9 protein-coding genes are annotated in these 13465 nt (G+C 42.9%); 4 read left to right on the forward strand and 5 right to left on the reverse strand.

All coding sequences use genetic code 11. From position 1 onward, the window contains the following. Positions 1-391 precede the first annotated feature (391 nt). Positions 392-2665 carry a transglycosylase domain-containing protein gene (locus U2718_RS30935; protein ID WP_341993887.1) on the forward strand — a complete coding sequence of 758 codons (2274 nt, stop codon included), beginning with the start codon at positions 392-394 and terminating at the stop codon, positions 2663-2665. Positions 2666-2829: 164 nt separating this feature from the next. Here U2718_RS30935 and U2718_RS30940 read toward each other — a convergent pair whose 3' ends face one another. Beyond that, complete coding sequence (locus U2718_RS30940) at positions 2830-4308, reverse strand: DUF4335 domain-containing protein (protein WP_341993886.1); 1479 nt, start codon at positions 4306-4308, stop codon at positions 2830-2832. Further along, on the reverse strand, positions 4305-4931 hold the full coding sequence (locus tag U2718_RS30945; RefSeq protein WP_341993885.1) for a DUF3038 domain-containing protein: 627 nt from the start codon (positions 4929-4931) through the stop codon (positions 4305-4307). The genes U2718_RS30940 and U2718_RS30945 overlap by 4 nt, the downstream gene beginning before the upstream one ends. A gap of 396 nt (positions 4932-5327) precedes the next feature. Between U2718_RS30945 and U2718_RS30950 the strand changes: the two genes are divergently transcribed. The 3 genes from U2718_RS30950 to U2718_RS30960 all read left to right on the forward strand — a co-directional run bounded on the left by U2718_RS30950 (position 5328) and on the right by U2718_RS30960 (position 7360). Beyond that, positions 5328-5846, forward strand: coding sequence for an adenine phosphoribosyltransferase (locus U2718_RS30950; RefSeq protein ID WP_341993884.1), 519 nt, complete (start codon positions 5328-5330; stop codon positions 5844-5846). 66 nt (positions 5847-5912) lie between these two features. After that, entirely contained in the window at positions 5913-6959 is a 1047-nt protein-coding gene (locus U2718_RS30955) for an ABC transporter permease (protein ID WP_341993883.1), read from the forward strand. A gap of 119 nt (positions 6960-7078) precedes the next feature. Further along, on the forward strand, positions 7079-7360 hold the full coding sequence (locus U2718_RS30960) for a hypothetical protein (RefSeq protein WP_341993934.1): 282 nt from the start codon (positions 7079-7081) through the stop codon (positions 7358-7360). Between the two features lie 126 nt (positions 7361-7486). Here U2718_RS30960 and purF read toward each other — a convergent pair whose 3' ends face one another. The 3 genes from purF to U2718_RS30975 all read right to left on the reverse strand — a co-directional run bounded on the left by purF (position 7487) and on the right by U2718_RS30975 (position 13320). Further along, positions 7487-8983 carry an amidophosphoribosyltransferase gene (purF, locus tag U2718_RS30965; protein ID WP_341993882.1) on the reverse strand — a complete coding sequence of 499 codons (1497 nt, stop codon included), beginning with the start codon at positions 8981-8983 and terminating at the stop codon, positions 7487-7489. A gap of 195 nt (positions 8984-9178) precedes the next feature. Then, positions 9179-11593 carry a phosphoribosylformylglycinamidine synthase subunit PurL gene (gene purL, locus U2718_RS30970; RefSeq protein ID WP_341993881.1) on the reverse strand — a complete coding sequence of 805 codons (2415 nt, stop codon included), beginning with the start codon at positions 11591-11593 and terminating at the stop codon, positions 9179-9181. Between the two features lie 1241 nt (positions 11594-12834). Continuing rightward, positions 12835-13320: an allophycocyanin subunit alpha-B gene (locus U2718_RS30975; RefSeq protein ID WP_341993880.1), complete on the reverse strand. Its 486-nt coding sequence runs from the start codon at positions 13318-13320 to the stop codon at positions 12835-12837. Between the last annotated feature and the right edge of the window lie 145 nt (positions 13321-13465).

Consider the following 13465-nt stretch of genomic DNA (forward strand, 5'->3'; position numbering starts at 1 on the left):
TGGGATCAAGAAAATCTTCCTAAAAGAAGATGTATTTTTTTCTTGTAGGGTGTAGTGGGTGTTGTTGTTGTAAAAATTAAATCATTCGTTGATTTGTTTATAGTTATAGAAGAATAATACAGAAAAAGCAATTATTACTGTTTAACAAGTAAATACGGTATATAACTACAGATATTAGAATAGCAGGAATGAAATATTGGACTGCAAACAGAAGTTACAAAATTAACAAAACGAGTCATATTACTATATATTATCTTGATGTCATCGAGAATTGGGAACGAAACCGTACAGCCAACGTCTATGCGGCTCTATGGGTACAATGGTGAAGTACAAACATAGAGATTGCGTTTTGCCCCGATTTTCCACTCTTTAAGCGTGGTTCGTTTAGCCGATGAGTTCTCCCCCACCTCCCCACAAGCCACAAACACTGCTTGGTCAGATAACACAAGCCGTACAAACAATTCAAGCTAGGGTAGATTTTTCTAAACTGGCGCTTAAGCCTAATGCCAGAGTACCAGAACTTTGGGTGCAGGACGCGGGGACGGACAAAGCGGAAGTATATCCGCTATTGGGCGATCGCTATGTACTTGGTCGCAGTTCCAAATCCTGCGATATTGTTGTGCGCAACCCAGTTGTCAGTCAAATCCACTTGTCACTATCGCGGGATTCTACTCAAAGAAAACCAGTTTTCGTCATTAAAGATGAAAACTCAACGAATGGTATTTATCGTGGCAAGCGCCGAGTTACTTCCTTAGAGTTGCGTCATGGCGATATCCTAACGTTAGGGCCACCAGAGCTTGCGGCTTCAGTACGTCTGCAATATGTCGATCCGCCTCCAGTGTATGTCAAAGCGGCAACTTGGGGAGCTTATGGTGTTGGTGGTGTCAGTGCCTTAATGGCATTAATCATTGGCGTAGAATGGTTAAAATTCTCTGTTAGACCATTACCAATCGCCACTCGCGCTCCAGTTATTGTATATGCCCGTGATGGAGAAACACCGCTACGCGAACCTCGGACAACTGCCCATATAGACATGAAGCGGTTGGAGGACTTTGGCCCTTATTTACCCTCGGCTGTAGTTGCTTCAGAGGACAGTCGCTATTACTGGCACTTTGGAGTCGATCCCTATGGAATTTTACGAGCCATATTTATAAATACCAAAAGTGGGGATGTTCAGCAAGGAGCTAGTACAGTTACTCAGCAAGTTGCCCGTAGCTTGTTCCGCGAATATGTGGGCAGACAGGATTCTTTGGGGCGCAAATTAAGAGAAGCAATTGTTTCTTTTAAATTGGAAACTTTTTACAGCAAAGATTACATATTGTTGACTTACTTAAATCGGGTGTTTCTAGGAGCGGATACTTCCGGCTTTGAGGATGCTGCTAGATATTACTTTGATAAGTCAGCAAAAGAGTTAACTTTGGCAGAGTCAGCAACATTAGTAGGAATTTTACCAGGGCCTAATAGCTTCAATTTTTGTGGGGATAACGAAAGTAGAAGACGGGTTGTAGAATACCGCAATCGAGTGCTGCGGCGAATGCTGAACGCAGGCAAAATCAAACAAGATGAGTATAACCGAGCTAGGCGATCGCCTGTGGAGATTAGCCCCAAGGTTTGCGAAACTCAAGCCAAAACGATTGCTCCATATTTTTACAGCTACGTCTTTCAAGAACTCGAATCCATCTTGGGAAAAGACATAGCGGGTGAAGGCAATTTTATTATTGAAACTCAGCTAGATCCCGCAATTCAGTCACAGGCAGAAACAGCGTTGCGCAATCATGTTAATGACGCTGGCAGAAGTTTTAACTTTTCTCAAGGGGCGATCGTTACCCTTGATTCCAGCACTGGTGCCGTCTTAGCAATGGCAGGGGGTACCGACTACGCCAAAAGTCAATTCAACCGCGCTTTCCAAGCTCAAAGGCAACCGGGTTCCACATTTAAAGTTTTTGCTTATACCGCCGCTATAGAACAGGGGATTTCACCAAGTACAAGTTATTCATGTAGTCCTTTAACTTGGCAAGGTTTTACCTACAAACCCTGTCGAGCAGGTGCTGATGTTAGTTTAGATGTTGCCACAGGGCTTGCCCAATCAGAAAATCCCATTGCCTTAAGAATCGCAAGGCAGGTAGGGTTAAATAAAGTCGTGAGTATGGCACAAAGGTTAGGAGTTAAATCACAATTAGATCCAGTACCAGGATTAGTATTGGGACAAAGTGTGGTCAATGTTTTGGAAATGACTGGTGCTTTTGGTGCAATTAGTAATCGCGGTGTCTGGAATCGTCCTCATGCAATTAGCCGCATTCTAGACAGTAGTGATTGCAAGGATCGCAATGATCTAAAAACTTGCCGCGTTATCTACTCATTTGATCAAGATGCCGATGCGAATAGACGGGTACTGAAAACTGAGATCGCCGACACTATGACTAGTTTGCTACGTGGGGTAGTTACAAACGGTACTGGTACTCGTGCTGCTATCGGCGATTTTGCTGTATCTGGGAAAACAGGTACAACTGATAAAAACGTTGACTTATGGTTTATTGGTTATATTCCCAGCCGCCGCATAGCGACAGGTGTTTGGCTGGGTAACGATAACAACTCTCCCACAACTGGTAGTAGCGCTCAAGCAGCTCAGTTGTGGGGAAATTATATGCGTAGAGTAGTTCGCTAGAAAATTAGGTTACAGGTGATAGGTTACAGGTAACAGGTGATTGGGATTGGGTATCGGGCATCGGGAAAAAGAGGATAAGGTTACACGGGTACACAGAGAATCGTATTTGACGTTCTTGCTCCTTGTCTCCCCTTCTCCTTGTCCTCTTCCTATTCCCTGTCCCCTTACTTATAACCCCGCCAAGGATTAACTTGCAGTTTGCCAGTTGGCTGGAAAACTACTTCAAAGTGAGCCAGGGGTTCTTTGGTGTTAGGTGCTGCAACAGTTGAGCCATAAATACTATGGAACATTCGCGGCAAAGGTGTTTCTCGAAAATAGTCAAATGCAACTTGGTTTAGTGGTTCATAATCGGCAATAATGCCATCTTTGTTAACTGCGACGCGATATTTCAAGTCGCGTGTATAGCTAGGAGTGCCTTGCCAATTTTGGCGAACAACACTATAAAGCTTTTGATTTAATTCTTTGATTTTATTAGAGTTAGTAATTTTTTGCCCGGTAACATCGGGCGTTTTAGTGTATCCACGCCAAGGACTAATTTGAAGTATACCTTCGTTAGTAAAGACTACTTTAAATTGAGCGATCGCTTCTTTTGTAAGAGAAGTACGATTTGCAGGATTGGAGAGCAAATCAGGTAAGGGAGTTTGATTAACTACCTGATTGGATTCGGAATCAACAGCTTTATAACCAACAATCGCACCATCAGCTGCCACACCTACACGAAAAACTGCGTTCTGTTGTAATGCTTTGCGATTTTTCCAAGTCGGATTAATTTGGTTATAAATTTGACGATTTAATGCACGTAGTTGGGATGCATCCGTAATTTCTGGGACTGTGTTTAAAAGTGCTTCTAAATTTGGAACAGTAGGAGATGGAGTAGGTGTAAGATTTTTAGCTGTTGCAGAAATTGGTGTAGGAGTTGATGTTGAATTGGCAGCGACTTGTTGATTAGTGAGCGGTAAAGGAGTGCTAGGAACTGGTTCAGAAGTATTGGCGTTAGGACTAGTTGAACTAGATTGCTCCTGGGTTTCTGGTTGTGGTGGACGCATTTGCGGAGGTGGGATCATGCCGAAAGCGATCGCTGCTGCGGCTAAACTAGTTGCCCCCACACTAGCTGGCAGTGTTTGTTTGAACAAAGCTTGAGTGTTGCCGCCATACCGTTTCGGAACTGGTTGTAATTCTAGTGATAGCTCTGGTAAAGTTTGACTGTCAGCAAAAAATTGGTCAACAGCTTCTACTAAATCAAATAACTGCACTGTATTCAAATCCATTTGAATAGGCTGTTTACCGTTATGGGAGCTAACCTCTAAATCTTGACCAGGAATTTCTGAGTGTACAATTAGCCTATGGCAATTGACATCTATTTTTTGCAATTGCACCAACTCTGACTCAAAGTTATGAGCTTGTGGATGGTTAACATTACTCAAAAATTCTTGAGCATAGGCACTAACTGTCCTCGTCAAACTTTCAAAAAATTCCCGTCCTCCAGATAAAGGCTGACGATAACCAGATAAGTAGCATTCTGCATTCACTAATATTGAAAGTGCAGGGCGCAGTTCTTGATATTGTGCAGCTTGGGCAGCATCACTGAGACCTTCTAAAACTAACGTGCAATTGGGTAGGCTGTACTTACGTTGAATATTCATTCTACTTCACCGTCAAAAAGGCTAATCCAGAACCGCTGCATTCCAGCCGTACCGGTACAAAATAGTAATTTAGCTAATAAATCTATAGCCAATTCATCTAATTTTTCATCTGAATTTAAAGCCAGTACACCAGAACGTCGCGGGTTCATTCGGCTTTTAAAATGCGCTCTAAACCGCTCTAAGTAATTAGATAAACGCAAATTTTGTTCGAGAGGAATCTGTTTCTCATTTAACTGTTGATATATCATCAGCATCTGGCGAATCACAACTGTTAACCGCCGCGCTAAATAGCAAGTAATTACTACTAAGGCTTTTGCCTCCATAATGCTTAAAGAACGACGGATATGTGCTCGTCTCAAAGGGTTAGAGCTACGCATTCGCCATAAATTCACCCGATCTTTAATGATTCCTTTTAAATCCAATTCTTCGGCAAATGCCAGAATAGCCTCAGAACCGCCAAGTTCTAGAGCTTCAATTGCCAGTAAAATCAGGTCAATTTGCACCCGCGTTTTTCTGGGACATCCCTGTCCTTCAATAGCAGGATCAGGTAACGAATCTAAAATCATTGGCGGCGATTGGGGAGTTTGACTATTAAAAGGCGTTACACTAGCGGAGACATTCATTATAAATACCTTGTGCGGCTGCGACAGAGTCGGTAAAACTAATTTAAGATAGATAGCTTAAGCGGGAAATATTTACTTGTGGCAGTGTAATAACTGCCCGACTATGATACATACATTAGTTACTCTTTCTATTCAAATATTTCCGCATATACAGCTTAAAGTTTTCAAAGCATAAATTTTATTTTCTATTGTTTATTGTTGTTACTATCATTTCATCCTTAGCTTGGTGTAGATTCAGATAATCGTCAATGGATAGCAACAGAGTGCTAATTCCATGCGTATGACATTATAGTGTACGATTTGTCAGGTATCTGCCCGCAACCACCCGATAGATTCCTATCGGCAGATGGGAGCAAGGATGTACTGCTGTACCTTCATCAAAGCTATCTTTAATCTATGGATCTAAAGTCTCTGATTCGTGATATTCCAGATTTTCCTAAACCCGGAATTTTATTTCGGGATATCACTACACTTTTGCGTAATCCAGAAGGTTTGCGCCATACTATTGACTTATTCACACAAAAGATTCTCGATGCCGGACTGAAGGCAGATTACGTAGTGGGAATGGAGTCACGAGGCTTTATGTTTGGCACGCCTCTGGCTTATAACATTGGAGCAGGTTTTATCCCTGTTCGTAAACCAGGTAAGCTACCAGCAGCAGTGCATTCTATTGAGTATGAACTGGAGTATGGTACAGATTGCTTGGAAGTGCATCAAGATGCTTTGCAACCAGAGTGCCGAGTTTTGATTGTAGACGATCTCATTGCTACAGGTGGGACTGCAACAGCAACAGCACAGCTAGTACAGAAAATTGGCTGCGAACTGGTGGGGTTTGGGTTTATCATCGAGCTACGGGATCTACAAGGGCGTAAAAATCTGCCGGATGTGCCGATTGTCACCCTGGTTGAATATTAGTCACTAGTCATTGGTCATTAGTCCTTGGCTAATGACTATGGATAAAGGACAAAGGACAAATCACAAATGACTACTACGAGAATTTCCTTGGAGGCAAGTCGGGATTGGCTGGTAAGGCTAGTGACGAGCGAGACTTTTCTTTATGTGATTAAGCGAGTCTTGCAAGCTTTGTTGACTTTGTTATTGGCGTCGGCGTTGTCATTTTTTATCATTCAACTGGCTCCTGGTGATTATGTAGATACGCTACGGCAAAACCCGAAAATTTCTCCAGAACGCATTGAGGAAATCAAGCAACAATTTGGACTGGATAAATCTTGGCCGGAACAGTATTTTCTTTGGCTTTGGCGAGTAGTAACTCAAGGAGATTTTGGCACAAGTTTTGTTTACCAGCGCTCCGTAGCCTCACTGATTTGGGAACGGGTACCTGCGACTTTGTTATTGGCGATCGCATCTTTGATTATTACTTGGGCGATCGCTATTCCTTTGGGCATTGTTGCTGCCGTCAAACAAAATCGTCTTACCGATAGGGTTTTACAAGTGGTTAGCTATGCCGGACAAGGATTTCCCAGTTTCATCACTGCCCTATTACTGTTAATCTTTGCCCAAATGACTGCTCCAGTCTTCCCTGTCGGTGGCATGACTAGTATCAATCATGGTGACCTGACATGGTTTGGTAAAATTCTCGATATCGGTTGGCATATGATTTTACCTACCATTGCTTTGAGTATCACCAGTTTTGCTGGTTTACAGCGCATTACTCGTGGTGAGCTACTCGATGTGCTGCGCCAAGATTACATTCAAACAGCCCGTGCTAAGGGACTGCCAGAAAATCGAGTTATTTATGTTCATGCTCTGCGCAACGCCATCAACCCCTTGATTACTTTATTAGGTTTTGAATTGGCAGGTTTACTAAGCGGTGCATTCATTGCCGAATTTTTCTTCAACTGGCCTGGTTTAGGAAGGTTAACACTACAGGCAGTACAAGCTCAAGATTTATATTTACTGATGGCAAGTTTGATTATGGGTGCAGTCTTGCTGATAGTGGGCAATTTAATAGCAGATTTACTGCTAAAGATTGCCGATCCTCGCATCCGCTTGGAAAATCTCAATTAGTTATTTGTTAGTAGTATTAGTCATTGGTCATTAGTTATTTGTTAGAGACGCGATTAATTGCATCTGTACATTAGCAGAAAACGTCTAGACTTTTGACTATGGACTATTGACTGTTGAATATGTTTTCAGAAGTTTATTATCTCATACGGTCAAAAACTGACGGTAGCTATCTTGCTGCTCGACCAAATTCGGAAAAACTGGGTTATTTATTGTTGTTTCGCGAACATTTTGATGCTTTGAGCTATCTTAATACCCATGCCACAGAAGTAGCAAATCGCTTTGCAATAGAATCTATTTCCGGCTCGCAAATAGGAAATTTGCTGAAACGTTGGGGTTTTATCGGTGTGGGTGTTGTTTGCGATCCTTTATTGCCAAAAATTGAATTTTTACAGAAAAGTTAGGTTGGGGATCGGGAAAAGGACAGGGCGACGTGGGGAAATGGAGACGCGGGGAATCGTGAATCACATTCTTGCCCCTTGTCTCCCCCTCTCCCCTCCTCTTCCTAGCCCCTAGCCCCTAACTTAAACTTACACTACCGCTTTTTCCAACATCAGCTTGGTGCGCTTCATTGGTTCTGGCACAGGAATAGGATAGTCTCCTGTGAAGCAAGCAGAGCAAAAGCTTTGTGGATCTTCTCGTGTTGCTGCGAGCATTCCCTGCCAGCTTAAATAGGCAAGACTGTCTACCTCTAGTTGCTTGGTGATTTCTTCTACTGATTTAGTGGCAGCGATCAGTTGATCCTGGGTATCAGTATCAATGCCATAGAAGCAGGGATGAGTTACTGGCGGTGAGGAAATTCGCATATGTACCTCTACCGCGCCGGCTTCACGCAAGGTTTTAACCAATTTTCGGCTAGTTGTCCCGCGAACAATTGAGTCATCTACAATTACAACTCGTTTGCCGTATAACACGTCTTTGAGCGGGTTTAATTTCATGCGAATACCCGACTCCCGCATGGATTGGGTAGGCTGAATAAAAGTGCGCCCGACGTAGCGATTTTTGATCAGTCCTTCTGCATAAGGGATACCGGAAGCTTGAGAAAATCCAATAGCTGCTGGCACACCAGAATCAGGAACACCAATGACAATATCGGCTTCTGTGGGTGATTCTTCTGCTAGGTGCCGCCCCAATCGCATCCGGTAGCTGTATAAACTTTCTCCCCGCATAACGCTATCTGGGCGGGCAAAGTAAATCATCTCAAAGATACACAGCTTGCGTTGTGGCTGTTGGTACCAGTGATAGGAAGTTAAACCCTCTTCTGTAATCCAAACTAACTCACCTGGTTGTACATCTCGCAGAAATTCGGCACCGATGATATCTAAAGCACAGGTTTCAGAAGCGAGGACGTAACGCACTGGATTGCTTTCCAAAGTACCTATGACGAGGGGACGAATACCATTGGAATCGCGAACACCCATGACACCAGTGGGCGTGCCAATGACTAAACTAAAGGCTCCCTGACAGCGACCAAAAGCTTCAATGCAACCTTCTAACCAATCTCTACCTGCGTTGACTTCTTCGGCGATCGCAAAAGCAATCATCTCGGAATCAGTTGTAGTGACTAAGTTGCAGTTTTTTTGCAGCAACTCTTCCCGTAATTGTGCGACATTGACTAAATTCCCATTATGTGCTAGAGCTAATTTTCCTAAACGAGTGTCAACTACGGCTGGTTGAGCATTAACTTTGCGGCTAGAACCTGTGGTTGAATAACGAGTGTGACCAACAGCGATACTGCCAGGTAACTCATTCAAATTCGTTTCATTAAAGACTTGGGACACCAAACCCATATCTTTGTGGAGGTGTACTTGCTCACCTTCAAATGTGGCAATGCCAGCCGATTCTTGCCCCCGGTGTTGGAGAGCATACAATCCAAAGTAGGTGAGTTTGGCAACGTCTTCCCCTGGTGCATAAATGCCAAATACACCACAAGCTTCTTCTGGCTTGTCTGTTCGAGTTTCTAAATCGTTCATTAAGTTATTCTGTCGGGGGTAGTCATCCGAAGTGACGCTATGCTTGGGAATCATGCTCGCTTTGCTCCTGGTCGGGGGTGTCAAGTCACTAGGATTATGTAAAGGGATAGTTGTGTGATGATTAATAAAAAATTAACCATCCATTAAAACAGTACCTTAATTACGCTTGCGGTAGCCAGTACAAATGATGAGTTATTAGTTAAAACCCTTACTTTCTACTTTTTAGTTTCAACTCTGTAAGTAATAGAGTTAAGGAGTAGCACTAGACATGGCTAAACGTTTTTCAATCGCATTGAAGTAGCGATCGCTCATCACCTCAATCCTAACGTTTATTAAAGTTTGCTTATCAGAGGTTAAAACCCGTAAACCCATTTCGGAATTCCCAACTTTACCCAACTTTTGCCATTCTTGGCAGAGATTTTCTTGTAAGTAAGATTCCCAAATATCTTGTTGTTTTGGCGTTACGGAAACTACTATTCGCGCACCACCTTCGCCGAACAACACTTCATCTAGTCGTCGGGAATTATTTTCAGCTAAATCCAAGTTCACTACTGCACCAAGTTTGCCAGTTATACAACTTTCAGCAATAGCAGTAATCAAACCACCCTCAGCACAATCATGAGCTGAACGTATCCACCCTTGACGAATTCCCTCACGACAAACTTTTTGCACTCGCCGTTCCAAATCAAAATCTACCCGTGGTGGTTGTCCAGCAATAGTATTGTGGATGGTCGCTAAATATTCTGAACCACCTAAAGTGGAATAAGAAGATAATCCACCCAATAAATAAATTACATCGCCCTCAGCTTGCCAAGCTTGACCACAAATTTTGCTTAAATCGGGTATCAAGCCCACCATTCCGACAACAGGAGTTGGATAAATAGGTTGGGGTAGCCCCTGAGAATCAAGGGTTTCGTTATATAGAGAAACATTACCACCTGTAACTGGGGTTGCCATTTCTCGACAACCTTCCGCCAATCCGCGACAAGCTTCAGCTAATTGCCAGTAACCAATTGGTTTCTCTGGGCTACCAAAATTAAGGTTATCAGTGACTGCCAATGGTTCCGCACCGACACAACTAAGATTGCGTGCTGCTTCTGCTACTACTGCTTTTGCCCCCTCATAAGGGTCAAGATAAACGTAGCGAGGATTGCAGTCTACAGTTGCTGCTACACCTGAGTTGAAATTTTGGATTTTGGATTTTGGATTTTGGATTAAGGTTTCTCCTCTCCCCTTTTCCCTCTCTCCCCCTCTCCCACTCTCTTCTTCCAGGGGACGCAACCTAATCACAGCAGCATCACCACCGCCAGGTAACATTATGGTGTTGTTCTGTACTTGATGGTCGTACTGGCGATAAACCCAACGCTTAGAGGCGATCGTAGGAGTATCTAGCAAAGTTAGTAGGATATCATTCCAATTGTGCTGGCGTCCCTGAATATTAATCCCAGTCATTGTACAGGCAGGGAGGGAATCAGGTGTCCATTCCCAAGCTTTACGCACATACTCCGGTGGTTCTGCCAAAACTTCTCGCTCATACAAAGGGGTATTTTCTGCCAAAGCTGTAGCAGGGATTTCTGCTGCAACTTTACCCCGAAATAGAATCCGCACTACTGGTTCGGCAATTATAGTACCAGCAACAACCGCGTGTAGTCCCCAACGGTGAAATATATCAATTAATTCTTGTTCGCGCCCCTTTTGGGCAACAAACAGCATTCTTTCTTGAGACTCAGAAAGCAAGTATTCATAGGGAACCATCCCCAATTCTCTGACAGGAACTTTATCTAAATCGAATTCAATTCCCACGCCACCTTTGGCTGCCATTTCTGAGGTAGAACAGGTAATGCCAGCTGCACCCATATCCTGCGCAGCAACAACTACACCTGTTTTAAAAGCTTCCAAGCAAGCTTCAATTAGTGACTTTTCTAAAAAGGGATCGCCTACTTGTACTGCCGGGCGATCGTCTAATGATGCATAACTGAGTTCGGCACTGGCAAAGCTTGCGCCTCCCATGCCATCGCGCCCAGTGGTGGAACCGACATACAGCACAGGATTTCCAATCCCAGCAGCCCCAGATTTAACGATTTCCGGCGTTTCCATCAATCCTAATGCCATAACATTCACCAAAGGATTGCCGGAATAAGCACGGTCAAAGTATACTTCACCGCCAACGGTAGGCACACCAACACAGTTACCATAGTGGCTTATACCTGCTACCACACCGTTAAAAAGCCTTTGGGTTTTTGCATCTTCTAGAGAACCGAAGCGCAGGGAATTTAAAATGGCAATGGGACGCGCCCCCATTGTGAAGATATCGCGAAGAATGCCTCCCACGCCTGTCGCAGCTCCTTGGAAAGGTTCTACAGCAGAAGGGTGATTGTGAGATTCTATTTTAAACGCGAGCCGCAATCCGTTACCTAAGTCTACAACACCAGCATTTTCACCAGGGCCAACAAGAATGCGATCGCCTGTAGTAGGAAATTGTTTTAGTAAAGGTCGAGAATTTTTGTAACAGCAATGTTCTGACCACATTACTCCAAACATCCCCAATTCAGCTTTGTTTGGATGACGTCCTAACCGCCGCACAATTTCTTGATATTCTTCAGGTTTAATACCTTCAGATGCGATTTCTTCGGGAGAAAAGGGAACTTCGGAGGTGGTGGTCATATTTCAGTAATGCACCAAGGGGACAAAGGTCTATTGTATCGATTTCTGAACCATTACCGTAAAGTACTTAAATCTTGGTTTAACTATCTAATTCAGCAGTAATTCTGTGTGCATTTTTGCATTTTTATAAAATAAAGTCATACATTTAGGTATTTTCACGATTACTAGAGAAATAGTTATTTTGTATATTTAGTCAACTAAGTATAGCTGATAAATATATGTAAGTATAAATGCGAAAAACTCTACTTTCTTCTTGATTTGGCAAATTTACACTTGCTGAAATCTCAATTTGGCAAATCTATTGATGATGTTTGCATTTACAGTTGTGAGTGAAGTTATCGCGATTGCAACTATTAGTTATGATTAGGTTTACTACCAGTGTATTTAGGGTATTTAGGACTGAAATAAAAATGTTTCTAATAAAAAATTACTTTTACCAATAGTATAAACGCGATTGCAGCATTTTTCAAAACAATCGGCAGATGAGTGCTGCGTCTTTGCGATCCCAAGCCTCTTCTATGCTATCAATCAAAGCCTGTTTAGTCATAAAAATATTTTGCAATGTCTGCTACTCACTCAATCAAGAAAGTTTTTGGGATCGACAAGCTATTTGGCTGTAGATATCAAGTCTGAATAGCAGACGTGTAAAATACGCTTAAAATGATGTTGTGATAAAAATCACAATTATATATGATTGAGATCCTATCCCAATAATCGGCAAATAGAGATAATAACGGATAACTGAACTCTAGCCGAGTCAATAATAGGGAACACACTGATTGCCGATAGCCTTCTTGAGAATGCTGTTGGCATTTTTGTTGTCTACATAATCTGCGGCGTTGTTGATTTGCGGTGTGAATTTTGGATGCCCAGATGCGATAGATTACCTCTATCTGAGGGTTTTGGCTGCATGCAAAATTATTTTCATACATCAAGCAAAGCCTGATTTGCTGAGTTTGCATACCAAGCGCAAATGCCCGTTGCTTTACCCTAACAACTAGTGTATGAGGGGATTTTAACAGTTGTTTCTCTAAGACCAAGAAATATGTAACTGCTTCTAGAAACCACAAAATTTCCCCACATCTGGTTAGTAACTTGACAAAAATTTTGCCAGAGCCACTACAAGTGTGGGGAGATATGATGGTATTAAGAAATATGATAAATTTCAGGTGCTAGTACTTTGCACTGAATTTTAGAGTCGCAGAAGTCCACGCAAAGATAGCGTCAGAACTTACTTTGGATTAAGACATTGCTTGGATGATGTAATCAAAGTAAGGAGCTGCTTCGATGGCGTCTTCAGCATTGAGTAGATCCAGGGAGGCTTTCTTCAAACAGTTAATGGCTTCAACCATTCCAGGTACGGGAACGCCCAAAGAATTGTACATTTCCCGAACACCTACCAAACCAATTTTTTCAATTGGTTCTTTATCACCAGCAAGCACGCCATAGGTAATTAGGCGCAGGTACCAGCCAAAATCGCGGATACATAGAGCACGCTGGCGCTCACCGTATGCATTGCCTCCTGGCGCAATAAAGTCGGGGCGCTTCTGCCAAAGCTGTTTAGTAGCTTCCTGCACTATTTTTTTTTCGTTTTCAGCCAGGGTGTTGGCAATACGTACCCGCTGTTCGCCTGTTTGCAAAAAGTCTTTAATACTTTTGAGTTCACCACTGCTGGGATAACGCAGTTCGTCGTCGGCTTTGAGAATAACTTGGCTTACTACAGTCATGATTATTTAAATCACGAGATTTATTATTTGCTAGTTTAACGAGTCTTGTGGACACAAGGGAAGAGGATGGGGGGATTGAGGGAGTGGGGAAGGAAAGACAAGTGGACAAGCACAGGAGTAACAGGGGAGTAATAAACCAACCACT

It is taken from the genome of Chlorogloeopsis sp. ULAP02 (genome assembly GCF_038404745.2).
Lineage (GTDB): Bacteria > Cyanobacteriota > Cyanobacteriia > Cyanobacteriales > Nostocaceae > Chlorogloeopsis.